Consider the following 26,119-nt stretch of genomic DNA (forward strand, 5'->3'; position numbering starts at 1 on the left):
GCTTGCCACAACAGACGGCTTCGGATTTACTTCTGTGTCTACCTAGCTGCACTCCACCATCTAGACACCTAGATACAGGTATCAACCATTCACATATGGGCATCGGAGGTCCTTATGCGCATGATCCGCTCCAGTAGGAGCCTCGTTCGCCTTGCCGTCCTGGCGATTGCCGCCGCTCTCTGCGGAATGCTGCTGCCCGCGATCGGGCACGGCACGACGCAGGAAACCTATCCGCGCGGTTACGACGAAGAGACCTTCCTGACCGATCGCACCGGCCAGAAGCTGAAGGTCCACCTGACTCGACCGGCCAACGCCGACGGTGAGCCGGTGGCAGGCGAGTTCCCGGTGGTCCTGCACTACACGTATTTCCCGACGGCCACCTGGGAGCCGGCGACCCGCGACGTCATGCAGTCAGTCTGGACACTCACCGGCTTCAACCTGGCCGAAGGCCTGGAGAAGCTCGTGCATCAGGGCTACGTCGTCGCCCATGTCGGGCTGCCCGGTGCGGGCGGCTCACAGGGACATTTCGAGTTCGACAAACACGAGATCGGCCGGGCGGGTTATGACGTCGTGGAGTGGCTGGCGCACCAGCCGTGGTCCGACGGCAATATCGGAATGTATGGCGGCTCCGGCAACGGGATCGCCCAGCTGATGACCGCCGCGGAGCGCCCACCACATCTGAAGACCATCATTCCCGCCGTCGCCTACCAGGACCTCTATCGCGACACGATGTATCGGGGCGGGATGCCCGCACTCGGCGAAATTCCGATGATCGCCGCGCTGGCGCTCGGTGTCTGGGCTTGGCAGGGCGTCGACCTCCCGACCAACCAGGACGAGCTCGAATACCTCCTAGACACCATGGTCAAACGCATCACCGACGCCCAGGCGCCACCCCCGTTCCTCCTGGAGTGGTATGCCAACCCCACCAGAAGCTCCTACTGGGACAAGTACACCTACGATGTCGAGAAGATCGACGTGCCGGTCTGGGTATGGGCAACCTGGGACGACCATTTCACGCTGGGCAGCTTCCGGACCTTTGAGAACGTCGGCACGGAGCAGAAGATGCTCGCCGTTGGATACCACGGCCACAGCATGGGTCCCGACTTCGACCCGGTAGCTGAGGCGGGACGCTGGTACGACTACTGGCTCAAAGGTGACCGGTCGAACGGGATCGGCGAGCAGCTGCGCGACGAACCCGTCCGCTACTACGTCCAGGAGGCCAACGTCTGGCGTAGCGCCACCGACTGGCCGCTACCCGAGACCGAAGGCCGCGAGCTCTATGCCTCCACGGGTTCAACCGTCCCGGGCGCCCGCGGCCGGCTCGATACCCAGCCACCGGCCTCCGGCGGCACCAACAGCTACCTCTACACGCCGCTGAGCAGCAGACTCGGCGCCCAGAACGGTTTCCTCAACCAGGGAATCGGCGGGCTGCTTCCACGGTTGCCGAACACCGACGACAACACGACCCTCACCGCCTACAACCACCCGACCGGCAAGATCGACCAACGGCTCAACGCCGCGGACTCGGCCACGTTCGTCGGCCCCGTCCTCACCGAAGACGTCGAGGTGACCGGTGAGCCACAAGCGACCATCTTCGCCAGCACGAGCAGCACCGACACCGACTGGGTGGTGCGCATCATCGATGTGTTCCCCGACGACTCCACCATCCCCCAACCCGGGTACTGGAACTTGGTCACCACCGGATGGCTCAAAGGCACCCATCGCGATGGTCATCACAGTCCCGTGGCGATCCCTCGCGATGAGGTCGTCGAGTACCAGATCCCGCTGTTCCCCACCTCGTACACCTTCAAGAAGGGGCATCGGATCGGGATCCAGATCGCCTCAGCGGACCCGCGCAACGTGCCGAATCCGAACCTGGCCGTCAACACCATTCACCACGGCGAGGAGACGCCGACCACCATCACGTTGCCCGTGCGACGCTGAACGTCCGTCGGGTCGTGTCGAAGGACCGCGGGCGGCCGGTTTCAGCCGATCTGCCGCCCGCGGCCGGCCCAGTAGGGAGCACGAAGCGACCTCTTGTCCACCTTCCCGGCCGGGTTGAGCGGAAGCTCCTCGACGAACCGCAGCGTCTTGGGCGCCCACACGCCGCCCTTGTGTTCCTTGACCATGCCGATCAGTTCGTCTGCTGTGACGTCGGCGCCTTCCCGACGGACCACGAACGCCGTGACGGCCTCACCCCACTTGTCATCCGGGATGCCGATGACGGCACAGTGGGCGACACCTCGATGCTGCAGAAGGACATCCTCGATCTGCCTGGGGAAGACGTTGAAACCGCCGGTGACGATCATGTCCTTCTTCCGGTCGACGATGAAGACGTAGCCGTCGTCGTCGACATAGCCGATGTCGCCGGAGTGCACCCAGCCGTCGCGCATCGCCTCGGAGTTGCGGGAGGTGTCGACATAGCCGATCATCTGCCCCTCTTGGCGGGCACAGATCTCGCCGATCTCACCGACACCGAGAATCTGGTCGTTCTCATCCTGTACGCAGACGTCGACGTGCATCATCGGGCGGCCCGCCGAGGACAATCGCTGGACCCATTCTGGGCTGTCCACCCGGTGCTCCTCCTTGCGCAGGCAGGTGGTGTAGCCGGGCTCACTGCCCGCGTAGGTCTGCACGAAGATCGGGCCGAACACCTCGAGCGCCTGGCGTAGCCGCTCGGGCGAGATAGGCGAGCCCGCGTACACCATCGTGTGCAGCGACGAGAGGTCGTAGTCGGCGCGACCGGGGTGATCCAGCATCAGATACAGCAAGGTGGGCACCACGGCGCACGCGGTTACGGCGTGCCGTTGGATGGTGGCCATCAGCTCTTCGATGTCCGGCTTGGTCACGATCACGTTCGTCCCACCCCGGATGAACGTCGGCACCACGAACGACTGGGTGAAGTGCGTCAGCGGGGCGATGTGCGCGAACACCTCTGCCGGCCGGGTGTCGCCAATCTCCAGGCCGGCCGTGATGGCGTAGTGCGACCAGCTTCGATGCGACTGCAGTACCCCCTTGGGAGTTCCGGTGGTTCCTGAGGTGAAACCGATGTAAGCGGGGTCATCCGGCGCTATCTCGACGTCGGGGTCGGCGCTGCGCTGTTCGCCGAACGCGCGCTCGTAGCCGATCGCCTCGCCTGGCTCGTCAGCGCCGAGACGCACGGTCCGAAGCTCGCCTAGCTCGGGCCTGATCTCCGCGATGGCGGCGTCGAATGCGGCATGGTAGATCAGCGTCGTCGCGCCAGATTCGGCGAGAAAGTAGCGGACGTCGGCGGGCGCCGCGCGAGCGGGCATCTGGACCAGGACACAGCCCGCCTTCCAGATGCCGTACTGGGTGGGGATGAACTCCAGACAGTTGGGCATAAGAAGCCCGACCGGATCGCCCTGCTGGATGCCGAGGTCCGCGAGTCCGTGTGCGACCCGATTGGCCCATTCGTTCAGCTCCCGATAGGTGAGCTGGCGGTCTCCCGCGACAAGGGCAATCCGATCCCGATGGTAAAGACAAGCCCGGTCGAACACGTCGGGCAGCGTTGTCCACAGCGACATCCGCATCCTCCTTCTACGTGGCGGCCCGGGACCGCTCCGACATCTCCTCCGACAGCTGCCGCCACGCGGCTCGGTACTCGTGATCCGTCCGTTCCACGAGGTCGGCGACGGAACGGATCCGGTCGACACCCGAGACGCTGTGTCCGGCGGCCCACACGTCCCTCCCATCGGACAGGCTCCGATAGCTGAACCCGCCATCCCCGGCTCCCTCACGTGCTTCCCGCTCCAGCCAGGTGCGCAGGAAGTTCGCGGGTAATCCGCTGAGGACGGAGGTTTCGGCAACGTCGTCCAGCGACGCCCCAACCAGAGCCGCACGGTACGCCGGGCGAGCCAGACTCTCCGTCGTAGCGATGAACTTCGTCCCCATATAGGCAAGGTCCGCACCGAGGGCCCGGGCGGCGAGCACACTCGCCCCGTCGCTGATCCCGCCGGCCAGCACCAAGACTCCGTCGAACCGCTGCCGGGCCGCGCGCACGAACGCCAGCGGGTTGGCGCTACCGGTCTGCCCGCCGGCTCCGGCGGTGAGCAACACCAGACCATCAACGCCGGCCTCGGCGGCACGGTCGATATGGCGCAGGCTGGCGACGTCGGCGAACACCAGACTTCCCGCCTCGTGCAGTGGTGCTACCACCTGTGCCGGGGAGCCGACGCTGGTGATGACCAGTTCGACATTGTGCCGGGTGAGGCACTCCACCTCGGCCGCGAGACGGTGGTTGGTCCGGTGCACGACGAGATTCGGCGCCACCGGTGCCGCCCGGACCCCGGCTAAGGACTCGGCGACCCCACCCAACCAGCGATCCAGTTCATCGAGAGTTGCGGCGTTGTGCGTCGGGAAAGACCCGATCACGCCGCTGCGGCAGGCCTCGATCACCAGGGCGGGCCCTGACACTCCGGTCATCGGCGCCGCGACGACCGGTATCCGCAAACGGTCCACCCAAGCATCCGGCAGAACCATCCCACCTCCACGCATATGTAAATGACGAGTCGCCTTTGACTCTAGCGTGAATTTGGCCCAATCTGCAAAGATTTGCCACAAGTGAAGTTCACGACTCCTGATGCAGACCTGTCTCGGCGATGAAGAATCGGCCAGAGGATCTATGACAGGGCGAAGCCACCGTCGCTGGTGATGACCTGGCCGACGATCCAGCGGGCGTCGTCGGCGGCGAGCCATCCGATGAGCCGGGCGGGATCCGTTGGTCGACCGAAGCGGCGAAATGGCGTCTGAGCAATGTGCTCGAGGAGGTCGTCCAGTGGCCGGTCGGTGACGTCCGGGTCGAGATACCCAGTGTTCACCGGCCCCGGGTTGACGGTATTGAGGATGATGCCGTGAGGTAACAGCTCGCTGGCTACCGTGGCGGTCAGCCCGGCCAGTGCGGCTTTGCTGCTGGCGTAGGCGACCTCGCCGGGCATCGGCCCGTGCTGCTGGCCTGACGTCATCCAGAACACTCGACCCGTGGCATGCTCATCGACCACCACACCTTCGCGCCGCTCACCCGGACGTGTTGGGTCGCCGCCGCCCAGGTTGTCGCTGTATTGCTCGGCGAAGAGTCTCGTCAGCAGGATCGTCGAGCGGGTGTTCACCTGCCAGTGGCCATCGAGGCGCTCGGGGGTCATGTCGAACAGTGAGCCGTCGCCACCAGAACGGGCATGGTTGCAGACGAGCACATCCACCCGCCCGGTCAGCTGCTTGGCATCCGCCATCAAGGGAGCCAGCGTGCTGGCGTCTGCGAGGTCCGCGCCGGTGTCGCCGAACTCCGCCGCGGACGAAAGCCGAGCCCGGATGCCGGCCCGCACCGCATCGAGATCGTCACTCCCCCACGGCTGGTTTGCGTCGTGCGGCGCGAAATGGTGGATGTGAACGCTGGCGCCCAATTCCGCCAGCCGCACCGCAATGGCGAAGCCGATACCCTTTCGCCTGGATACCCCGGTGACCAGGGCAGACTTCCCACTCAGTGGCAGCTCTCCCGAGCCGGTAGCCGTCGCTTTCGGGGCATGGTCGCCGACACTCATTGGCCGATCGTAGCTTGGCGTAATCTTCGCGTAAGCGAGCGTCATAACGAAGCTTTGCGCTCTTGTCCTGCCCCTCCTTTGTGCACCTGATCTCCGTTTTGACGCCTGATCGTTTCTACCGGGGTGATCAGATGTGGGTGACGACGTGTTGACGGCGGTTGATGGCGAGTTGGTGCATCTGATCACATCTCGGAGTATGGGCGTATAGCGATCAGATGCACTACTGGGGCTTGTCCGTGAGTTGATGCATCTGATCGTCGGCGTCCATTCCAGCCAGGTACACGTTCTACCTCGTTAGGCGCCCGCGTCTCGCGGTACACGTCCCGCCCGGATGGACTGATACGGCCAGTTCTGCAGAATGATCAGATGCACTAGCCGCCCTGAAACGGTTGCTGGTGCATCTGATCGCTACGCGTCCACATCGTGGGATGCGATCAGATGCACCAACGTCGCCATCAACCGCCGTCAACACGTCGTCGCCCACATCTGATCACCCCGGTAGAAACGATCAGGCGTCAAAACGGAGATCAGGTGCACAAACTGGGGGAGCCTTGCTGCCCCCAGGTGCGGGCCGCGGGAACGGGCACCCCGGATGTGACTTTATCGCGACGATCCTTTAGCGTTATTTCTGATCAATTAGGCCAGGCTTACCTAAGGAGACGTTGTGACCTTGGCACTCCCCCGCCGCCAGCACTCGGCCGCTGGTGCCGCAATCCTCGCGCTCGCCCTGACCCTAGCCGCGTGCGGGAACGACGACTCCAATGCCGACGCCGATGGCGACAACACCGTCGCCAGTGCGGACGTCCCTGACGCGGAGGGCGACGGCAACGACGGCACGGTGACCGTGCAACACGCCCAGGGCAGCGCCGACGTCCCGGTCAACCCGGAAACCGTCGTCGCACTGAACAACGCCGACTTCACCACCCTGTCAGCCTTCGGTGTCGAGCTGGCCGCGGCCCCCGTCTCGTTGATGGGCGACGGCACGCTCTGGCCCGAGTACATGGACGCGCCGGACGTGGGGCTACACATGGAACCCAACCTCGAGGTGATCATCGCGGCCGAACCGGATCTGATCATCACCGGCACCCGGTTCGCCAGCTTCTACGACGATCTGGTCGCCGATAACCCGGACGCCGTGGTCATCGACACCACGGCGGCCCCAGAGTCCGGTGACATCGGCACCGACCTCAAGCGCTACGTAGAGCTGCTTGGGCAGGTCTTCGCCGCCGAAGACCAGGCAGCAGAGATCATCGGCGCGTACGACGACGCGGTCGCCGCGGCCCGCGACGCATACAACGGCACCGACACCGTCATGGGTGTCATCACCTCGGGCAGTTCACTCCAGTACGCCGCCCCGGTGAACGGCCGCTCGGTCGGCCCGGTGTTCCCCATCCTGGACCTCGTCCCCGCGCTGGATCAGGAGGCCGAGGACGCCAGCCATGGCGACGAGATCTCGGTGGAAGCCATCGCCGCGGCCAACCCGGACTGGCTGATCGTGCTGGACCGGGACGGTGCCGTCTCCGCCAACGAACCCGAGTATCAGCCGGCCCGGGAAGTGATCGGCGAGTCCGAGGCGCTGGCCGGCACCACCGCGGTATCGCAGGACCAGGTCATCTACCTAGACCCGACCTTCTACATCACCGAGGACATCCAGGCCTACACCACGCTGTTCAACCAGATCGCTGAAGCCTTCGCCGCCACGCCGTGACGAGCCATACCGCGACTGATCCGCGCGCCGCTGCCGCCAGCCACGCCGAGGGCTGGTGGCAGCGGCCGGCCGCACTTTTCGTCTTCGGCGGCATCACCCTGGCGCTGGTGGTCGGATCGTTGTTCATCGGCGTCTACGACCTCGGCGCTGAAGGCGGCCGGGAGATGTTCTTCATCACCCGCGTACCACGCACCCTGGCGCTGGTCTTGGCCGGCAGCGCCATGGCCGTCTGTGGCGTGGTGCTGCAACAGCTCACCCAGAACCGGTTCGTCTCGCCAACCACGGCCGGCACCAGCGAGTGGGCCGCCCTGGGCCTGTTGCTCTCCGTGATCCTGTTTCCGACGGCGTCGCTGAACGTCCGAATGGTGCTGGCGTCGCTCACGGCCTTCGCCGGAACGATGGTGTTCATGGCGATCTTGCAGCGCATCCAGCTGCGCACCACCCTCATCGTTCCCATTGTGGGCATCATGCTGGGCGCGGTCGTCTCCGCGATCACCACGATGATCGCGGTGTCCACGGACTATCTCCAGCTGCTGGGCACCTGGTTCATGGGTTCGTTCAGCCCGGTGGTCCGCGGCCGGTACGAGATCCTCTGGGTGGTCGCCTTGGTGTGCCTGGCCATCTTCTTGCTGGCCCATCGGCTCACCGTGGCCGGTCTGGGCCCCGACGTCGCCACCAACGTGGGCCTGAACTACCGGCGGGTGATGCTGCTGGGAACCGCCATGGTGGCCGTGGCCACCGGGGTCACCACCGTCGTCGTCGGATTCCTGCCATTCTTGGGGCTGATCGTGCCCAACATGGTTTCGCTGCTACGCGGGGATGATCTGCGCTCGAATTTGCCCTGGGTGTGTTTGGGCGGAGTCGCGATCGTGACCTCGTGCGACATCATCGGCCGGCTGATCCGGATGCCGTTCGAGATACCGGTATCGATGATCCTGGGTGTGATCGGCGCCGCCGTGTTCATCGCCCTGGTGCTGCGGCTGCGGCGCACGGCGTGAGGGGAAGGCCATGACAACAACGAACAGCCAACCCATGGTGCAGTCGCCAGCGGCCTCCGACCTCTCACGTGGTCCGGCGATTCCGGGCCCGGTGCCCGCACATCCGCCGGCCACCGTGGGCCGGTATTGGCTGCGGCTGACGATCGTTCTGCTGGTCGCGGTGCTCGCGGCGGTCCTCATCGTCACCTATGACAACCCCGCGGAGCCCGGCAGCCGAGGGTTCTGGACGATCGTCAACAACCGCCTGACCTCGGTGGCGACCATCACCATCGTCGGTATCTGTCATGGTGTGGCCACCGTCGCGTTCCACTCGGTGACGAACAACCGCATCCTGACCCCTTCGATCCTGGGGTTCGACGCGTTGTACCGCGCGGTGCAGACGGCCCTGGTGTTCTTCCTCGGGGCAGGGGCGGTCGCGGCCACCAACACGGTGGGGCATGTCGTGGCGCAGAGCCTGCTCATGATCGCCTTCGCCACCGCCTTGTACGGGTGGTTGTTCTCCGGAAAACGCGCGTCGTTACATGTGCTGCTCCTCGTGGGTGTTGTCCTCGGCATGGGCTTCGGCTCGCTGGCCACGTTCATGCAGCGGCTGCTCACCCCCAGCGAGTTCGACATCCTGACCGCGCGGCTGTTCGCGACCATGTCACAGTCGGACTCCACCTACCTGCCCATCGGATTCGCGGCGGTGGTGGGGGTCGGGTTCGTCCTGTGGCGCCGCCGGCACGTGCTCGACGTCGTCTCCATGGGCCGGGAGGTCGCCACCGGACTTGGCGTGCGGTATCAGCGCGAAGTGATGCTGGTCCTGGTGATGGTCGCGGTCCTCATCTCGGTGTCGACGTCACTCACCGGACCGATGACCTTCTTCGGGTTCCTGGTGGCGATGCTCACGTACCAGCTCGTGGGCACCAGCTCTCACCAGTGGACGCTGCCGATGGTGGCCGCGCTCTCCGTGGCCACACTGCTGAGTGCGTACTTCGTGCTCCGCCACGTGTTCTACGCCCAGGGACTGATCAGCGTGATCATCGAGCTGGTCGGTGGCCTGGCGTTCCTTGTCTACCTGCTGCGGAAAGGGTTGCGATGATCAAGCTCGCCGACGTCGCGAAATCGTACGGCGACGTCCACGCCCTCGGGCCGGTGGACCTCGATCTGCCCAGGGGCGGCATCACCGCACTGGTGGGGCCCAACGGTGCGGGCAAGTCGACGATGCTCACCATCATCGGACGGCTGCTCGGGGCCGACGCCGGCACCGTCCACGTCGCCGGCATGGACGTAACGACCGCCAAGTCGCGCCAACTCGCTAAGACGCTCGCGATCCTGCGGCAAGAGAACCACTTCGTCGCTCGCCTCACGGTGCGCCAGCTCGTCTCCCTCGGCCGGTTCCCGCACTCACAAGGCCGGCTGACCACCGAGTGCGTGGCGGCCGTGGACCGCGCGCTGGAGTTCCTCGACCTGACGGCACTGCAAGCGCGGTACCTGGACGAGCTCTCCGGTGGCCAGCGCCAGCGCGCCTACGTCGCGATGGTGCTGGCTCAGGACACCGAATACGCCCTGCTGGACGAGCCGTTGAACAACCTCGACATGCAGCACGCCGTCGCGATGATGGCGCAGCTACGTCGCGCGGCAGATGAACTGGACAAGACCGTGGTGCTGGTGATCCACGACATCAACTTCGCCGCCGCCTATGCCGACCGGATCGTCGCCATGACCAACGGGCGGATCCGCTACGTCGGATCCCCACGGGAGGTGATGACGCCGGACGTCCTGTCCGACGTCTTCGACACCCCGGTCGAGGTCATCGACCACCCGACGCACCCCCTGGCGGTGTATTACCGGCTCAGCTGACACCCCACCGCGGAACAACGCGGGCATCACCCGATCCGGCGTCCCGGAATTGTCCGAACGGCCGATCCTGTCGCCAGGACAATCGCCCGCCGAAGTGACACAATTCACGTTGGCTAGATAAATGACCGGACCTAACCATAGGAAGGACCCAGCGTGATCAGGGGGATCCTCGACCATGACAGCAACGGCTGGCGGGTCGAACTGTATGACACCGAACCGCTACGACACACCATCATCGAGATCGACGCCTTGCCGACGTGGGCTGAGGCGTCGGACATGATGACCAAGGCGTTCCGCCTGATCAACTGACCATTCCTCAGACCGGGCTCAGCAAACGTGCCCGTTCGATGACGTCGATCTGCCGGCGGATGCTGGGCAGCGTGACACACAGCTCGGCATCACCACGCAAGGCAGCGGCGAGGTTGTCATAGAACAGGTCGGTGCGTTGGCCGCTGGGCCGTTCGGTTGCGCGGCTCTCCGTATGCCAGTCGATCTCACCCAGCCCGCGGTATCCGCGGTCTTCAGCTGGGCCCTCGTCGGCTGGCCACGCCCCTAGCTGGTCCGGGTCGCACCAGCGCATATCGATACCACTCTCGGTGCTCACCAAGCCACCGGCGGTGCCGGCAATGAACCAGGCCGGCTGGGCCCACGCCACCGACGAGCTCGACTCGAGGTCAGCCATCGGGCCGGTTGGGCCCTTCATACACAGCTTGACGTGGTCTTCCGCGTCACCAGCAGCAAGCGTCCGCCGAAGGTCCACGAACAGTTCCACCGGGTCACCGTCCATCAGCAGGAGCAGTTGGTCGAGAAAGTGCGATCCCGCGTTCGCCAGCTGCCCACCGCCGAACTTGCGTAAGGTCTGCCAGTCGGACCGCCGCCAGAAGCCATGATGAGATCGGCGAATCAACACCAACTCACCGAGCTTGCCGGATGCCACCACGTCCTGGATGGCCAGGAACGTCGGGTCGAAGCGGTTGTTGTGAAAGCAGGTCACCAGGCGATCGGCCTCCTTGGCGGCCACCGTGATCCGATCGACGCCGGACACGGTCTCGGCCATCGGCTTCTCGACGACCACATGTTTGCTGGCATCCAGCGCCGCGATGGCGAGCGGCACGTGGGTGTGCGACGGCGCGGCGATAACCACGAGGTCGACCGACTCATCGGCGAACACACCTTCCGGCTCGGCATGGGCGGCGCAGCCGAACCGGTCGCGGGCCTCGTCGAGCCGTTCCGGCACCGGATCGGCCACCGCCACCACCGCATAGTCGGCACGGTCCGCCAGCCCAGCGGCGTGGATGTTCCAACCGCTGCGCCCCAGGCCGACGATGCCGACCCTGATTCGCCCGCCGGCCGGATCCGGCCCGTCAACCCGCCGCTGCTCGAACACACGTCCTCCTAAAGGTAACCGGGGCCGACGTCGGCCCCGGTGAGTGGCGGGTACACAACCGGATCGACGCTGCTCTCATGGGCACCAACGTCATTGCCCGCTCCTGCGGGCCGCCCCCGGCCGGCGACGTCGTCGTCGACATATCCGAAGTTCCCCGCCGCGGCGTCGATCGCCGGGCTGCCCGCACCGGGCTGATACACCGGGTAGTTGCCAGCGACCGGTGTCAGTTGTGGGTCAACCTGCTGTATTCCAGCTGGTACCGGGGACACGTCGATTGGCGCGCCGTACATGATGTCGCCCTGATAGCTCACGCTCGTCGGCTCCGTGTCATAGGTGAGCGACACACCGCTCTGGCTGTAGACAATGTTGTTGGCGATCACCAGGTCTTCGGGCGGGGTGTTTCCGGAGCTGAGGACGGTACCGATCCGTATGCCGGAATGGCCGGTGTCGACGACGGTGTTGTGCACGATCTCGACGTCTTTCACCGGTGGGTATGAACTGTTGCCGTTGTGCACATAGAACCCGGAGCCGGACACCCCGTCGATGTAGTTGTTGTAGATGCGGTGACCTTCGCCGGTCACCCGCACCCCGCCCGACTCCCCCAGCGGGATGCCGCCCGGATAGGTCGGCGAGGTTCCGACGCCGCTGGCGAAGAAGTAGTTGCCGCTGACGTCGTTGTTGTTGCCCAACCGGAGGCTGATATAGCCGACACACTCGACGAAGGTGTTCCGCCGCACGATGTTGTGGCTGCTCTTGACCGAGATGATCTCCGACTCACCGTCGCACCGATAGAAGAGGTTGTCCTCGACGACGTTGAAGTCCGACTCCTGCGGCGACCCGCCCTGCACCGGAGTGACCGCTCCGTATCCGTTGCCGCCGCCGTCTGGGATGTTGGCGAAGTAGTTGTGGTGGATCCAGTGGTTGGTCGGCACCGTCGCCGGATCCTTCGCCCAATGCGCCGCCAGCAGATCGAGGTAGTGGTTCTTGCCGGAGAAGTAGCAGTAACTCACCGTGTTATTGGTGCCCATCATGCGCACCCAGTTGTACTGCACGGCCGGGTTGGTCGGGTTGTAGTCCTCGATCGTCACCTGGGTGAGCTCGCAGTGATGCGCCTGCGCGTGCCCACCACCGGTCAGGGGCAGCCCGAAGTAGATCACCCCACGGTCCCCGCTGGGGAGGTACCCGTCCCGGAACACCAGCCCGTCGATCACCCAGTGGTCCCGGGCTAGGTTGATGTACGACGCGCCGCTGAGTGTTACCCCACCGCGGGTTTCCGCGCGCAGTGTGATGGGCGCACCCGGGGCGCCGTGGTTCGCCCCGTCACCGATCACGATGTGCAGGTCGGTCCAGGTCCGGTCCTGCACCACGATGCTGTCCCCCGGCGCCGCCGCGGCCAGCGCCGCGTCCAGCTGCGCCACCGTCGTCACGTAGTAGTCCTGCGCTGTCCGGCGCGGCGCCGGAACGGCCGCGGCCGGCACACCGGACCCGCCGATCGCCAACGCGCCCGCTCCGGCTAGCATCGCGCGCCGAGTGAGTCCGTTCCCTGGGTTCGTCATGGCCGTCTCCTCACCATCCGGTGGTTCATGCGGGCGGAGGCGATAAAACTTCCGCAGCCTTTCGGGTAGCCGTCATTCCAGGTCCAGATAGCTCGGCCCGACGTCGGCCCCGGTGAGCGGCGGGTTGTGGACCGGGCCGCGGGACTGCTCATGGGCGCCTACGTCGCGTGGTCTGGGCCGCGGGCGTCCTTCGATGTCCTTGTTGACGTAGAGGTATCCTCGGCCGGCCGCGGCATCGATGGCCGGGCTGGTCGGCGCGGGCCGGAACAACGGGTAGTCGCCCGGTACCCGCTCGAGTTGCGGGTCGACGTTCTCGATGCCGTCGGGCACCGGGTCGGCGTGTGCCGGGCTGCCGTACATGATGTTGCCCTCGAAGGTCAGGTTGACCGGCTCCGTCTGGAACTCACCGTCGGGCCACGGCCAGCGGCCGTATTCGACGAGGTACCCCGGATTCGAGCCCTCGATGATGTTGTTGGCCAGCGTGAGGTTCTCCGGGGGCACGTTGTCTCCCCCGGCGGTCACCCGGCTGATCCCAGCGCCGATCGTCACGGCATTGATTCCGCTGTCGATGATCGTGTTGTACACGATCTCGACATCCTTCACCGGCTGGTAGCCAGCCGTGGGGCTTTCTCCGCCGTTCTGGATGTAGATTCCGTGCCCGGCCACGCCGTGGATGTAGTTGTTGTAAACGCGGTGGCCTTCTCCGCTGATCCGGACCCCGCCGGAGATACCGAGCGGCACACCGCCGGGATACCACGGCGCGGGTTCGGCCATCGCCCCGTTCGCGAAGACGTAGTTGCTGCTCACCTCGTTGTTGTTGCCGAGACGCAGGCAGATGTGGCCGACGCTGTCGACGACGGTGTTCCGTCGCACGATGTTGTTGCTGCTCTTGATCGAGATGATCTCCGACTCACCGTCGCACCGGTAGAACAGGTTGTCTTCGACGATGTTGAAGTCCGACACCAGCGGCGTCCCACCCTGCACCGGGGTCAACGCCCCTAGGCCGTTGGCGCCACTGTAGGGAATGTTGCCGAAGTAGTTGTGATGGATCCAATGCCGGGTTGGTGCTGGCGTCCATTTACGCCAATGCGCCGCCACCATGTCCAAGTAGTGATTCTTGCCGGAGAAGTAGCTGTAGCTAACAGTGTTGTTGGTGCCCATCATCCGGACCCAGTTGTACTGCACCGCCGGGTTAGGCGGGTTGTAGTCCTCGATGGTCACATGGGTGACCTCACAGTGATGCGCCTCCGCATGGCCACCGCCGCTCAGCGGCAGCCCGAAGTAGATCACCCCGCGGTCCCCGCCGGGAAGATACCCGTCCCGGAACACCAGCCCGTCGATCACCCAGTAGTCCCGGGCCAGATTGATCGCGGAGCGGCCAGTCAGCACGGCTCCGCCCCGGGTCTCCGCGCGCAGCGTGATCCGCGCCCCCGGCAGGCCGTGGTTCGCCTCATCACTAACCACCACATGCAGGTCAGTCCACGTCCGGTCCTGCAGCACGATGCTGTCCCCCGGCAGTGCCGCTGCCAACGCCGCTTGCAACTGCGCGACGGTGGTCACGTAGTACTCCTCCGCCGCCTGCGTCTGGCCGACGAGGCCCCTGGCCGGACCCGCCACCGCCGGCGTCAGGATCGAGGCGCCTAAAGCGGCGGCGCCTAAGCCGCTGAGCATGGTTCGCCGAGTCAGGTGCCGTTCGTTGTTCGACATTCCGAGCCTCCTGGTCGTGCGCTAGTTCGACGGGATGGTGCGCTGGTTCGACGGATCGTTGGTTCTGCCGTGACGTCAGGGCGCGACCTGCACGCCGCGGGTAGTGAAGACCGTGGAATCCGTCCACGGCCGCAGTTCCTGAACGTGCGGTTTGATCAGCAGCGCGTAACTGCCCCAGATGACGGGCAGGGAGACGTAGGCGGACTCGCGGGCCACCGCCGCGTCGAGCAACAACCGCCGCTGGATGTCAGGGTCACGTTCGGCGACCGCTTGTTCGGCGAGATCCTTGAACTCCCGGATCTCGGGGAACGCGTCGGCGTCGATGATCCCTTCCAGCTCCGCCACCTTCTCGTCCGGCGGCATCGACGTGTCCTGCGACACCTCCTGGTACCTCTCCGCGGCCTCCGCCGGCATCGCGAACCCGGCCAGGAACCGCCACGACGTCAACGGTCCGGTGATCGAGCTGAACAGGGTGGGTGGATTGACACCGAAGCTGCCGTGCCAGAAACCGGTGTAGCTGTCCGGGTGCAGCTGCCCGCGCTTCTCGACGTAGACACCGAGCTCCACCAGGTCCAGCGTCACCTCGATACCAAGACCGGTCCGCCACATTTCGGCGACCGCTTCGATCCACGCCGTCGGCTGGTTGATCAGAATCGTCACGGTGGGCACCCCGGCGCCGTCGGCGAAACCAGCCTCGGCCAGCAACGCCTTCGCCTGGTCGAGGTCGTAGGTGGTCGCCGGCACCTGCTCGTGGCCGGGGACACCGTCGGGAACCAGGCTGACTCCTGGTGTTCGTGGATACTGCAAGGCGGCGATCTGATCCCGGTCGATCGCCAGCGACAGCGCCTTCCGTACCCGCACGTCGTAGAGGACCGGATTGTGGCTGCTCAACAGATTCAAGGTGTTGACGACGTTCTGCGGCGCGGTCACCAGGTCCGGTTCCAGCTCCGGATCGCTGGTCACCGCTTCAAGCGCGCCGGAGACATTGACGACGTCGATCTCGCCGGACTGGTAGGCCAGGATGTCGGCGGTGGCTCCGGCGTCGTTGAACCGAACCTCCCACCGATCCAGGTGATAGTTGTCGCGATCCCAGTAATGTTCGTTCGGCACCAGCGTGGCCGAGGCGTTCGTCCGCCAGGCGTCGAGGACGAAGGGCCCGTTGCCGACCCAGTTCTCCGGTGTGGACCAACCAGTCGAGTGCTCCTCCACCGTCGCTGGGTGAAGCGGTAGGGCCCAGTACGCGGCCAGCATGTAGAGGAAGTCCGGATTCGGCGCCTCCAGAGTGATCTCGAAGGTGGAATCGTCGCGGGCGCTGACCCCGACGTCGGCGAAGTCCGTCGTCTGGCCGGACAGAAAATCCGCCGCGCCCACGACGCCCGCCGCCTGGTTGTACGAGCTGGTGCCCTCTGGCCGGTCACTGGCGGTCGGGCTCAGCAGCCGGTGCCAGTTCCATTCAAAGTCCGCGGCGGTCACCTGGTCGCCGTTCGACCACGTCGCCTCCGGTCGGATAGTGAAGGTGTAGGTGCGGCCATCAGCGGAAACGTCCCAGGCGGACGCCGCGCCCGCCTGTACCCCGGTGCCGTCCGCGTCCAGCACGACCAGCCCCTCCATCAGACCGGCCATGAGGATCTGCCCGAAGGAGGCACCCGAGGCCACCGTGGGGTCGAGATCAGCCACCGGGATCATCATTTGGCGCAGCACCCGCGTACCCGCACCTGGGCTGTTCGTCGCCCCCGGCTCGGCCCGGCCATCCGGGCTCTCGGAATCGAAGCTGCACGCGGCCGCGGTGGACGCGGCCGCCGCCAGGACAGTGGCCAGGAAGCTGCGTCTGGTGACCGGCTGGAATGTGTTCATCGACGTATCTCCTCCGTCTGCGGGGGATCTAAGGGCTGGGCCGCTCGCTGGGGCGGGCTGTGAACCGGTAGAACCGCGTCGAGCAGTGCACGCGTATATGGGTGTTGCGGAGACGTGAACAGCTGATGCGCCGGTGCGACCTCCATCACCTGGCCGGCCGCCATCACGACGATGCGGTCGCACAGCCGCTGGGCGACGGCCAGGTTGTGCGTCACGAACAACATGGACAGGCCCAGCCGCTGCTGAAGGTCGCCCAGCAGGTCCAGAATCTGAGCCTGAATAGACAGGTCGAGCGCCGAGGTCGGCTCGTCGCAAATCAGCAATTCTGGTTCGAGGGCGAGGGCACGGGCGATCGCCACCCGCTGTTGCTGACCTCCGGAGAACTGCCGCGGGTAATGATCGGCCCGCTGGGCGGGTACCCCCACCAGCTCCAGCATCTCGAGGGCACGCTGCCGGCGCTGGACGGGGGTGCCGACGCGGTGCGCCCGGAGCGGTTCCATGACGTTCGCCGCCACCGACAGGTGCGGCAGCAGCGAGCCGTGCGGGTTCTGGAACACCATCTGAACCCGTCGACGCAGCTGATGCAGCTCACGACGGCCCGCACCCAGAAGATCCGCGCCGGCGAAGGTGACCGTCCCCGACGTCGGCTCGATGAGCCGAACCAGCAGGCGGGCCAGCGTTGACTTGCCGCTTCCGGACTCACCGACGACGCCGACCGTCTGCCCGCGGTGAATCGACACGCTGACCTGGTCCACCGCCCGGGTCTCGCCGCCCCGGCCGTTGAACACCTTCACCAGGTCGTTGGCCCGCATCAGCGGCGACGGCGCCTCAGGCTCGGGATCAGGAACAGCCGACTGCTGCGTCGCATCGGTGCTCGTGTCGACGTCGAGCGCGGCGGCGAGCAACTGCTTCGAGTACGGGTGGCTGGCGCTGGTGACGAACTCGGCCATCGGTGCGCTCTCGACAACCCGCCCGTCCCGCATCACGACGACGTCGTCGCAGAGGTAGCGCGCCACCCCCAGATCGTGGGTGATCATGATGAGCGACAGGCCGTCGTCGCGGAGGTCGTTCAGCAGGTCGAGCACCTGACGCTGGACCGTGACGTCGAGTGCGGTGGTTGGCTCGTCGGCGATCAGCAACCGAGGTCCGGCGACGATCGACATGGCGATCATCGCGCGCTGCCGCATCCCCCCGGACAGCTGGAACGGGTACATCCGGATCCGCCGATGCGGCTCCGGTATGCCCACCCGATCAAGCGCCGCCACCGCCCGCCGGGTCGCCTCGGACCGGCTACAAATCCGATGCCAGCGAAGATGTTCGGTCAGCTGGCTCTTGAGCGTTCGGGTCGGGTTCAGCGCGTCCATCGCGTTCTGGAACACCATCCCGATGCCCCGCCCGCGCACGGCCCGTAGCCGGTCGGCCGGCAACCGCAACAGGTCATGCCCCTCGAAGGCGGCTCGTCCGCCAACCTCCGCGCTGCCGGGAAGCAGCCGGAGTAGGGCGCGCATGCTGACCGTCTTGCCGGAACCGGATTCACCAACGATGGCCAGCGAGCCGCCCTGGGAAAGGTTCAGCGACAGCCCCTGCACTGCGGGGGTTGGCTGGCCGTCCCGGCCACGGAACCCGACGGTCAGGTCCCGCACGGACAGTAGTGGGTGCCCAGATGTCACGACCGGTCCTCCTCGCTGGAATCGAACGCGTCCCGGAGTCCGTCACCGATCCAGGTGAAGGCGAGCATGGTCAGGCCGAAGACGACCAAGGGGGCCGCGATCAGGTGCGGCGAGGACAGCACATAGCGGTAGCCGTCGACGATCATCCCGCCCCACGACGGCGTTGGGGGTGCCACGCCCAGCCCGAGGATGGCCAGACCCGACTCGGCGAGGATCGCACCCGGAATGGCGAAGCTGGTGGTGACCAGCAACGGCCCTACCGCGTTGGGCAGGATGTGCCGCAGGGCGATGGCTGTTCCGCTGGTGCCGGCCGAACGTGCCGCTTCGACGTACTCGAATGTTTTGATCTTCAGCACTTGTGCGCGGACCAGGCGTGCTTGAGTGACCCACGAAGCGATGGCGATGATGATCGACGTCACCGACCGTCCCAGCACCACGACGATCAAGACCGCGAACAGGTACGACGGGAACGCGTACATCACATCGGTGCCGGCCATCAGGAGCTGGTCTGCCCGGCCACCGCGGTACCCGGCGACCAGCCCAACTGCGATCGCGATGACGAGGGCGATCAGCTCGGCACCGAACCCGATCAGCAGCGCCGTGCGCAGGCTGAAGATCATCCTCGACAGCAGGTCTCTGCCCAACGTGTCGGTGCCCAGGAGGTGCCCGTCGGACAACGGCGGGAGTAGGCGCTGGGTGAGGTCTTGTTCGGTGAACGAGTACGGCGCGATCAGTGGAGCCAGCAGCGCGACGAGAACCAGCAGGGCGACGAAGACCAGGCTGGCGACGGCGATCGGGCGTCTGTTGAATCGCAGCCAGCCCCGGGCCAGCTCGCTGCGGACCGGTGGTGTCCGGTCCGCGGGCATTTGCTCGGTTGTTGTCATGCACGAACCTCCAGACCGCCGGCGAGCGTGGCCGGGGTGGTGTGCCCCTCGCCCTCGGGTTCTTGTTTGCCTCGGCGGCGCCGCCGGCCGGTGGTGCGCTCGTGCCGGATTCGCGGATCGAGCACTCCGTACAACAGGTCGACCAAGAGGTTGAGCACCATGATGATGAGGGCGAAGAACAGCGTCGTCCCCATCAGTAGGGGCACGTCCCGGGACCGGGCGGCGACGGTGAAGAACATTCCCAGGCCGGGAATGCCCATCAGCGCTTCGATGAATACCGTGCCGGTGGCGAGGGCCGCGAAGATCGGTCCAACCACCGTGACCACCGGGATCAGCGAGTTGCGCAGCGCGTGCCGGATGGTCACCGCACCGGGGGTGCCGCCCTTGGCGTAGGCGGCGACCACGTATTCCTCGCGTAGTGCCTCGAGCATTGAGGACCGCACGTACCGGGCGAGCATGGCCGTCGGCTGCACCGCCAGAGCGATCACTGGAATGATCAAGTTCTGTGGCCCCGACCAGCCGCTGGTGGGCAGCCATCCCAGACCCGCGGCGAAGATCAGGATCAGCACCAGCGCAAACAGATACCCGGGCAGGGCCTGGATCGTGGTTAAGGTGAACATCGAGCCGTAGTCGGCGAAGGTATCTTTGCGAAGCGCCGCGAGCACGCCGATCGGGACGGCGATCACCAGCGTCAAAGCGGTGGCGAGCGCCGCCAGCGTCAGGGATACCGGGAAGGCGTCGGCGATGATTTGCTCGACGGTGAGCTGCGGGTATTTGTAGCTCGGACCCATGTCGCCGGTCACCGCGCCCTGCATGAAGGTGAGGTACTGCCGCCACGCCGGAGTGCCCTCGCCGTAGCGCTCCTCCAGCTGCGCGGCGGCCTCTGCCGTATCGGTGCCGCCGAGCCCGGAGCCCGACGCAAGCTGCGACAACTCACCGAAGGAGCCCGGGACCATCTGCAACAGCCCGAAGGGGATGATCGAGACCACAACCAGGGAGACGACGAGGCGTATGCAGCGCCGAACCAGATACCCCACCATGGTCAGCCCGGTAGCCGGTCAAGACCGGCCGGTGTCCAGTCCTGGTCCAACCCGAGCCCGGACAGGTCGGCGACGACGCCTTCGTCTTCGGCCTGATACAGCCGCCAGATCAGCCGGAGACCTTGTAGAGAACCTGGGCCGTCGGTCATCGGCGCTCGGCCGTCCTCGATCCGGTCCAGGAAGTGCGCGATCTCGTACTCGACGTACTTGTCCCGCTTGCGGGTCTCCGCCAGCACCTTGATCCCGGCTCGGGTGTGCAGACGTAGCTCTCCGGCCCGGAAGTCGGCCTCGAGCATGCCCTCGGTCCCGTGCACGTGGATGCTGTACGACAACTTGCTGCCGCGTGCACCCCACGTGCCGAAGTGATAGCCAAGTGCACCGTTGGCGAACTCGATCGAGACGTTGCTCGTTCCTTCCCGTTCCAGCCAGGGTGTGCCTTTGCGGGTGCCGATATGTGTGCCCCGCACCGGGGTGCCGAGGAACCACAACAGCAGGTCGACATAGTGGCAGCCATGGCTGAACAGCTGGCCGCCGCCGAGTGTGTCCGCCCGGCCGATCCAGTGACCCGGTTCGCGCTGGGTTCGCTGCTCGGTCCAGATCGAGACCTGGAAGATCTCCCCCACCAGGTGGTCGTCCATGTGCTCTTTGAGCTGAGTGACCAGTGGATGAAAACGCATCGGATACGCCGTCATCAGCACCCGGCCGGCTGCCTGGCCGGTGGTGATGAGCTCGAGACACTCCGCCTCGGTGATGGCTAAGGGCTTCTCCATCAGCACGTGTTTGCCGGCTTTGAGGAGCTGCATGCCGATCTCATGGTGCACGTGGTGAGGTGTCACGACGAGGGCGGCGTCGATCTCGTCGATGACGTCGTCGAGATCTGCCGTGGCCCGCTCGGCGCCCAGCAGCCGGGCCGCCGCTTCTGCCCGCTCCACCACCGGGTCCACCGTCGCCGCTATCTCAAGACGGTCCGCAAGATTCGCCAGCCCGTCCTGGTGGGTGGCCTCCATCTTGCCGCACCCGATGATCGCTACCTTGTGCTTCACTCTGGCCGCTCCTGACTACGCGATAGCATCTGCCGTTTTCACCTGGCCGCGACCGGATGTCTGCTGTCCCCGGCGTGCCGTGGATGAGGCTGCACGTTATGGCGGAGCTGTGTGCAGGGTCAACGCTCCGCAGAAGCCACCAGAGCCCGAATATTGGCAATAAATAACGTAACAATCGGCTCACCTCTGGCGGCGGTGCCCGTGCGCTCAAGTGCCTCCGCGATCGGGCACGTGCACAGCAGACGGCACCCAACCGATGGGCTCATGTCCACCACGCCAGGCCGCCTCGAAATCGCCTAGGGCGCGCGCAACCGCAGCCGCGGCGTCGACCGCATAGACGTGGCCCTGCCCGGCCCATGCGGCCGCCATCACAACCTCGACGCACTCGAGCCACTGGACCCCATCGGGGGGAACAAGGATCGTGGCCTGCTCGCGCTGCACCCATTCCCGAACCAGGCCGCTACGCAACACCTGGGGCCGGGATACCAGCACATAGGTCCGCCGGCCGGGCGGCTCGGCGCTCCCCGCACGGACGTCCGACAGGAAACTCACGAAGTCACGGTCGCGCTGGCGCGGAAACCATTCTGATCCGTCCCTGACCCGAGCCTGCGCCAGCAAGGTCAACAAGGGCCGGACACCCGCCGGAGCAGACACTGGCACGGGCTCCATGGGTACGGGTGCCCCAGCGCCGGCACGGACCCGCCCGCGCAACTCGGGATCGTACGGCGGCGGCAAGGTATCCGCAGTTCCAACGCTCAGAGCCAGGGCCGCGTCGGGCAGGCTCAGGAATACGCCGGTCAACGCTTGGACCTGGGTAGGCAGCACCGGAATCTCCTCCGACCAGGGAGGTCGGCCGGCCTGTATACGTACACCCCACCGACGCCAGATCTTGCGGATCGACGCGGGACTCACCCCCAGCTCCTGCCCCAAGGCCAGCGCCGACCACCGCCGGCGGCGGACATGAACCGGCGGCGAGCTGCCGGTGGCTAGCAGCACCACAGGGTCCCGCAGCTCTACTGGGCGCCCAGACCGCGCGTCGTCACGCAGCGGCGCATCCGCCGGCGACCGATCGTCTCCTCGATACCGGGTTCGCCAGCGTGCGACCATCTGACGGGACACCCCAAGCCGGGCCGCGATGGCCACATCGGTTGCCCCCTCCGCAGCCAGCAGGACGATCCGGGCGCGGACAGCCTGGCGGCCTCCGCCGGCCGCCTGCACCCGAAGCCGCGCCACCTCAGACGGGCTCAGTTCCAGGTCCCGGGGCGATGTCACGGAACTTAGTATCAAATTTGACCGGCCGCTGCACCACCAACCGTTATCTGACCGTAATCATCGTTTCATTTCTGGCTACGCGGGACTCGGCAACACGGCCATCCCCGGGTGGTCCCAGTCGTCACCCAATCCCAGACCCGCGAGATCAGCTACCGTCCCCTGCGCCGACGCCGCATACAGCCGCCAGATGACCCGCAACCCTTGCAAGGCCGAGCCAGCACTGGTCAACGGCTCGGCGCCGGATTCAATACAGTCCAGGAAGTGGGCCAGTTCGTTCTCGATGTATTTGCCGCGCCGTTCGGCGTGGAGCACCGTCTCGACCCGTTCCTCGGTGTATATCCGAACTTCGCCGTCGAGGTAGTCGACCTCAGCCATTCCCTTGGAGCCGTGCACCTGGATGTTGTAGCCAAGCTTGGTTCCGCGGGCCCCCCACGTCCCCATGTGATAGCCGAGTGCACCACTCTCGAACTCCAACACCACGTTGCTCGTGCCTTCCCCCTCCAGCCACTCCGTCGTTCGCCGCGTTCCGTGATGCGATCCGCAGACCGGACGGCCGAGAAACCACAGCAGCAAGTCGATGTAATGACACCCATGGCTGAACAACTGCCCGCCTCCTAGCGTGGCCACCCGGCTCATCCACGGAGCGTCGGCACGAAGGTGATACTGCTCGGTCCAGATCGACATCTGGAACACCGTCCCCAATGCCCCATCGTCCATCAGCCTTTTCGCCTGCTGGACCAACGGGTGGAATCTCATCGGATGCGCGGTCATCAGAACCCGGCCACTGCGCCGGGCCTGATGGATAAGAGCCAGGCACTCACCCTCGGACAAAGCCAACGGCTTCTCCATCAATACGTGCTTGCCAGCGCTCAGCAGCAGCATGCCGAGGTCATGATGCGAATCGTGCGGCGTGACCACGATCGCGGCGTCGATATCACCGATGAACTCCTCGACGCTGGCTCCATACCGGGCACCACCCAGGTTCTCCGCCAGCCGCCGGGCTTTGGGCAGCTCCGGATCCACCGTGGCCACCACCTGAACCCGCTCGGGCATGGCGAGCACCGCCTCCTCATGGCGCGCCGCCATGGCACCACAACCCACGATCGCGATCCGATGCCGCACCGAAACTCCCCCTCCGCCGCCCCAGAGCTCCCAGGCTTCCTCAGCGTCATGCGCCAACAAAATTGCAGCACACATGGCGTCCAACGTCAGCCCCGCCCCTCCCCCGTTGTGCACCTGATCTCCGTTTTGACGCCTGATCGTTTCGGTGGCGACGATCAGATGCGCGGTGGTGGCGACGGCCAGTGTCGACGTGCGGTAGCGGCGTCTGATCGTCGCCACGATGTGGGACGCGTGGCGATCAGATGCACGAACCGTCCTATGGCGTCCGGTAGCGCATCTGATCGCTAAGCGTCCCACACGCGGCGGCCTGGACTGGACGGCTGCCGCCAGCCGCGGCACGGGATGATCATCACAGCAGGTCGAGGCGCATGAGGACGCGTGGGAACCCACCGGACACCGAGTCGGTATCCGCGGCCTTGGTGAAACCGGCACGCTCGAACACGGCACGGGTTCCCACGTACGCCATGGTGGTGTCGACCTTCTCCCCCTGGTTGTCGACGGGATACCCCTCGACGGCCGGCGCACCGTGCGAGCGGGCGAACGCCACGGCACCGTCGAGCAAGGCATGTGAGATCCCTTTGCGGCGGTGGCCGGGGCGCACTCGGATGCACCACACCGACCAGACGGGCAACTCGTCGACGTGCGGGATCTTCCTGGCGCGCGCAAATGGCAACTCGGCTCGAGGTGCTACGGCAGCCCACCCGACGACGACGTCGCCCTCGTAAGCCAGAACACCTGGTGCGACGTCGTTCGCGCAGAGGCTTTTGACGTACTCACCGCGGGCCGGTCCGACGAGTTCCCGGTTGGTTTTCGAGTCGACCCGGTGGCTCAGGCACCAGCACACCGATGCGGTGGGGTTCTTCGGGCCAAGGATGGTTGCGACGTCGTCGAACCGTTCCGCCGTCGCGGGCCTCACCTCGATACTCACTCCTGATCACGCACCCGGAACCAGACGCACACCACGTCGGTGTCGTCGCTGAGTGACCAGTGCGGATCGCCGAGATGGGTGCGGACGGCCGGCACCGAGTACCTCTCCCAGAAGGCCCGATGCTGCACCCGCCAGTCTTCGACGTCGGTGAATCCCTCGCCCTCAGCGTCGGCGAACTCCCACGTGACCTGGCTGAACGGAACGACGTCCACCTGGGTCACCTCGATCAGTGCGAGCTGCTCGCCGTCGTCGCCAACCAGCGCCAACACCTCTCCCACATGCTCGAGTGGCTCGCCGTCGACGTCGTACTCGACACGCAGCCCAGCCGTCGCCCGCTTCCGCCCCTCCAGCACGAGGCCGGTCAGCCGTTGGCGAAGCGGACCCGGCGATCCGAGCTCAAGGGTGCGTCTCTGAGGTACCGGGTTCTCGCTCATGTTCCTCAGCCTAGTGTCGTGCGCCGGATCCGCTGACGTCGATGTGCAGAACCGCGTCTGCCCCCTCCAGTGTTGCCTGATCCAGCTGGCTGGCCACGTCGGCCGCTCTTAGGCACCAGGTGAACTCACCCGGAGCCAGCCCGTCATTGGTGTCGAGTTCGGTTTCCGTCGATCTGAGCTTGTCGTCGTCCCTCGGGCTGCCGGCGATGAAGGTGTACCGGTTTTCCAGCAGAGCCCCGACGACGGCTCCTGCGCCGGACCAGGTGATGTCCATACCCGCCATACTCATGTGACTCGGGGTCCGCTGCAGGTGGAGGTTGTGTGCGAAGGCCAGGGTCGGCCCCCGGCCAGCCTCGATCTCGCGGATGTCGAGCAGGTTCTGCGCCATGAGTGCGTCCCGGACGCCGCTCAGACCGGACCACCTCGCACTGTCGCCGATGCGTTGGGCCGCCTGCCGGTGATAACGCAACAGACCAAGCGCGGATATGAGGTGGGCCTTCGCCCGCTGCCAGTCAGCACGCGACGAAGCCGCGATCAATTCGGGGGCGTGCGCATAGAGCAGGGTGAACATGTCGTCGGCGATCGCTCGCAGCCGGTGTGCGGCGGGGGTGTCGCCGGGTGACTGGGCTGGGTCCATGACCGCCTCGGCGCTGCTCCATTGCTCGTCGTCGCCTACCAAACCCGCGAGATCGAGATCGACTCCCAAGTAGTGGCCCGCGTACTCGAGATCGCGCCGGGGGCTAGCCGCGGTGAACTCCAGGGGAGCATCGATGCCGTGGAAGGCCAGCCGTTCTCCAGCGGCTCGGTCGGCGTTGTACTCGCGCATCCAGGCGATGAGTTGCCGGTTGGCAGGAAAGGCGCCGAAACCGTGGGTGAAACCATCACGCATGACGGCATCGAGTGTGCCTGCGCCCCCTTGGACGAAGTCGTTGACCGCTAGGGCGGCTACCCGGTCGGTCTCGAGGGCGATCGACCGGAATCCGCGGTCAACGAGTTGAGCGAAGACCTCGTTTCTGACGTGTCCGAATGCCGGTTCCCGATGAGTTGGCTCGCCGAGGCCCACGACATCGGGTGCGGTGTTGACGACGTCTCGAATATCAGCAGTCATGATCTCAAACG

22 protein-coding genes are annotated in these 26,119 nt (G+C 65.9%); 6 read left to right on the forward strand and 16 right to left on the reverse strand.

The window, feature by feature from the left end:
* The first annotated feature begins 114 nt into the window (after positions 1-114).
* A complete protein-coding gene (locus G8760_RS11020; protein ID WP_166350802.1) occupies positions 115-1,944 on the forward strand; it encodes a CocE/NonD family hydrolase in 1,830 nt (609 codons plus the stop codon).
* A gap of 41 nt (positions 1,945-1,985) precedes the next feature.
* On the opposite strand, the gene G8760_RS11025 is transcribed toward G8760_RS11020, so the two are convergent.
* The 3 genes from G8760_RS11025 to G8760_RS11035 form a co-directional block, all read right to left on the reverse strand.
* On the reverse strand, positions 1,986-3,539 hold the full coding sequence (locus tag G8760_RS11025; protein ID WP_166351161.1) for an AMP-binding protein: 1,554 nt from the start codon (positions 3,537-3,539) through the stop codon (positions 1,986-1,988).
* Positions 3,540-3,558: 19 nt separating this feature from the next.
* Positions 3,559-4,500 (reverse strand): NAD(P)H-dependent flavin oxidoreductase, encoded by a 942-nt coding sequence (locus G8760_RS11030; RefSeq protein ID WP_166350804.1) that lies wholly within the window; start codon positions 4,498-4,500, stop codon positions 3,559-3,561.
* Positions 4,501-4,640: 140 nt separating this feature from the next.
* The gene (locus G8760_RS11035; RefSeq protein ID WP_166350806.1) at positions 4,641-5,555 is read right to left on the reverse strand and encodes an SDR family oxidoreductase; all 915 of its coding nucleotides are present in this window, start codon (positions 5,553-5,555) and stop codon (positions 4,641-4,643) included.
* A 664-nt stretch (positions 5,556-6,219) separates the two neighbouring features.
* On the opposite strand from G8760_RS11035, the gene G8760_RS11040 reads away from it, so the two are divergent.
* The 5 genes from G8760_RS11040 to G8760_RS11060 all read left to right on the forward strand — a co-directional run bounded on the left by G8760_RS11040 (position 6,220) and on the right by G8760_RS11060 (position 10,412).
* Positions 6,220-7,263 carry an ABC transporter substrate-binding protein gene (locus G8760_RS11040; protein WP_207782235.1) on the forward strand — a complete coding sequence of 348 codons (1,044 nt, stop codon included), beginning with the start codon at positions 6,220-6,222 and terminating at the stop codon, positions 7,261-7,263.
* A complete protein-coding gene (locus G8760_RS11045; RefSeq protein ID WP_166350808.1) occupies positions 7,260-8,261 on the forward strand; it encodes an ABC transporter permease in 1,002 nt (333 codons plus the stop codon). Before G8760_RS11040 ends, G8760_RS11045 begins: the two co-directional genes overlap by 4 nt.
* A gap of 10 nt (positions 8,262-8,271) precedes the next feature.
* A complete protein-coding gene (locus G8760_RS11050) occupies positions 8,272-9,342 on the forward strand; it encodes an iron chelate uptake ABC transporter family permease subunit (RefSeq protein WP_207782236.1) in 1,071 nt (356 codons plus the stop codon).
* Positions 9,339-10,103 carry an iron ABC transporter ATP-binding protein gene (locus tag G8760_RS11055; RefSeq protein WP_166350810.1) on the forward strand — a complete coding sequence of 255 codons (765 nt, stop codon included), beginning with the start codon at positions 9,339-9,341 and terminating at the stop codon, positions 10,101-10,103. Before G8760_RS11050 ends, G8760_RS11055 begins: the two co-directional genes overlap by 4 nt.
* Before the next feature lie 153 nt (positions 10,104-10,256).
* Positions 10,257-10,412 (forward strand): hypothetical protein, encoded by a 156-nt coding sequence (locus G8760_RS11060; RefSeq protein WP_166350812.1) that lies wholly within the window; start codon positions 10,257-10,259, stop codon positions 10,410-10,412.
* 7 nt (positions 10,413-10,419) lie between these two features.
* Here G8760_RS11060 and G8760_RS11065 read toward each other — a convergent pair whose 3' ends face one another.
* From G8760_RS11065 to G8760_RS11125, 13 genes are all read right to left on the reverse strand, one after another.
* The gene (locus G8760_RS11065) at positions 10,420-11,490 is read right to left on the reverse strand and encodes a Gfo/Idh/MocA family protein (protein WP_166350814.1); all 1,071 of its coding nucleotides are present in this window, start codon (positions 11,488-11,490) and stop codon (positions 10,420-10,422) included.
* Positions 11,491-11,498: 8 nt separating this feature from the next.
* Positions 11,499-13,046 carry a polysaccharide lyase 6 family protein gene (locus G8760_RS11070; protein WP_166350816.1) on the reverse strand — a complete coding sequence of 516 codons (1,548 nt, stop codon included), beginning with the start codon at positions 13,044-13,046 and terminating at the stop codon, positions 11,499-11,501.
* A gap of 72 nt (positions 13,047-13,118) precedes the next feature.
* The gene (locus G8760_RS11075) at positions 13,119-14,753 is read right to left on the reverse strand and encodes a polysaccharide lyase 6 family protein (protein WP_166350818.1); all 1,635 of its coding nucleotides are present in this window, start codon (positions 14,751-14,753) and stop codon (positions 13,119-13,121) included.
* Between the two features lie 75 nt (positions 14,754-14,828).
* Positions 14,829-16,607, reverse strand: a complete 1,779-nt coding sequence (locus G8760_RS11080; protein WP_166350820.1) for a peptide ABC transporter substrate-binding protein — start codon at positions 16,605-16,607, stop codon at positions 14,829-14,831.
* On the reverse strand, positions 16,604-18,277 hold the full coding sequence (locus tag G8760_RS11085; protein ID WP_166350822.1) for a dipeptide ABC transporter ATP-binding protein: 1,674 nt from the start codon (positions 18,275-18,277) through the stop codon (positions 16,604-16,606). The genes G8760_RS11080 and G8760_RS11085 overlap by 4 nt, the downstream gene beginning before the upstream one ends.
* Complete coding sequence (locus G8760_RS11090) at positions 18,274-19,161, reverse strand: ABC transporter permease (protein ID WP_166350824.1); 888 nt, start codon at positions 19,159-19,161, stop codon at positions 18,274-18,276. The genes G8760_RS11085 and G8760_RS11090 overlap by 4 nt, the downstream gene beginning before the upstream one ends.
* Positions 19,158-20,201, reverse strand: a complete 1,044-nt coding sequence (locus tag G8760_RS11095; RefSeq protein ID WP_166350826.1) for an ABC transporter permease — start codon at positions 20,199-20,201, stop codon at positions 19,158-19,160. The genes G8760_RS11090 and G8760_RS11095 overlap by 4 nt, the downstream gene beginning before the upstream one ends.
* Positions 20,202-20,203: 2 nt before the next feature.
* Entirely contained in the window at positions 20,204-21,244 is a 1,041-nt protein-coding gene (locus G8760_RS11100; RefSeq protein WP_166350827.1) for a Gfo/Idh/MocA family protein, read from the reverse strand.
* Between the two features lie 207 nt (positions 21,245-21,451).
* Positions 21,452-22,516, reverse strand: a complete 1,065-nt coding sequence (locus G8760_RS11105) for a helix-turn-helix domain-containing protein (RefSeq protein WP_166350829.1) — start codon at positions 22,514-22,516, stop codon at positions 21,452-21,454.
* Between the two features lie 75 nt (positions 22,517-22,591).
* On the reverse strand, positions 22,592-23,857 hold the full coding sequence (locus G8760_RS11110) for a Gfo/Idh/MocA family protein (protein ID WP_166350831.1): 1,266 nt from the start codon (positions 23,855-23,857) through the stop codon (positions 22,592-22,594).
* 130 nt (positions 23,858-23,987) lie between these two features.
* Positions 23,988-24,566, reverse strand: a complete 579-nt coding sequence (locus G8760_RS11115) for a GNAT family N-acetyltransferase (protein WP_166350833.1) — start codon at positions 24,564-24,566, stop codon at positions 23,988-23,990.
* Positions 24,563-25,000, reverse strand: a complete 438-nt coding sequence (locus G8760_RS11120; protein ID WP_166350835.1) for an ASCH domain-containing protein — start codon at positions 24,998-25,000, stop codon at positions 24,563-24,565. Before G8760_RS11120 ends, G8760_RS11115 begins: the two co-directional genes overlap by 4 nt.
* A gap of 10 nt (positions 25,001-25,010) precedes the next feature.
* Positions 25,011-26,108, reverse strand: coding sequence for an erythromycin esterase family protein (locus G8760_RS11125; RefSeq protein ID WP_166350837.1), 1,098 nt, complete (start codon positions 26,106-26,108; stop codon positions 25,011-25,013).
* Positions 26,109-26,119 lie beyond the last annotated feature (11 nt).

The organism is Phytoactinopolyspora limicola (genome assembly GCF_011320225.1).
In the GTDB taxonomy this organism is placed as follows: domain Bacteria; phylum Actinomycetota; class Actinomycetes; order Jiangellales; family Jiangellaceae; genus Phytoactinopolyspora; species Phytoactinopolyspora limicola.

Excerpts from the sequence above, each read along its gene's own strand:
- G8760_RS11020 (WP_166350802.1), top strand. The coding sequence starts at position 115 with ATGCGCATGATCCGCTCCAGTAGGAGCCTCGTTCGCCTTGCCGTCCTG.
- G8760_RS11030 (WP_166350804.1), bottom strand. The coding sequence starts at position 4,500 with ATGGTTCTGCCGGATGCTTGGGTGGACCGTTTGCGGATACCGGTCGTC.
- G8760_RS11035 (WP_166350806.1), bottom strand. The coding sequence starts at position 5,555 with ATGAGTGTCGGCGACCATGCCCCGAAAGCGACGGCTACCGGCTCGGGA.
- G8760_RS11050 (WP_207782236.1), top strand. The coding sequence starts at position 8,272 with ATGACAACAACGAACAGCCAACCCATGGTGCAGTCGCCAGCGGCCTCC.
- G8760_RS11055 (WP_166350810.1), top strand. The coding sequence starts at position 9,339 with ATGATCAAGCTCGCCGACGTCGCGAAATCGTACGGCGACGTCCACGCC.
- G8760_RS11070 (WP_166350816.1), bottom strand. The coding sequence starts at position 13,046 with ATGACGAACCCAGGGAACGGACTCACTCGGCGCGCGATGCTAGCCGGA.
- G8760_RS11075 (WP_166350818.1), bottom strand. The coding sequence starts at position 14,753 with ATGTCGAACAACGAACGGCACCTGACTCGGCGAACCATGCTCAGCGGC.
- G8760_RS11080 (WP_166350820.1), bottom strand. The coding sequence starts at position 16,607 with ATGAACACATTCCAGCCGGTCACCAGACGCAGCTTCCTGGCCACTGTC.
- G8760_RS11090 (WP_166350824.1), bottom strand. The coding sequence starts at position 19,161 with ATGACAACAACCGAGCAAATGCCCGCGGACCGGACACCACCGGTCCGC.
- G8760_RS11095 (WP_166350826.1), bottom strand. The coding sequence starts at position 20,201 with ATGGTGGGGTATCTGGTTCGGCGCTGCATACGCCTCGTCGTCTCCCTG.
- G8760_RS11120 (WP_166350835.1), bottom strand. The coding sequence starts at position 25,000 with ATGAGCGAGAACCCGGTACCTCAGAGACGCACCCTTGAGCTCGGATCG.
- G8760_RS11125 (WP_166350837.1), bottom strand. The coding sequence starts at position 26,108 with ATGACTGCTGATATTCGAGACGTCGTCAACACCGCACCCGATGTCGTG.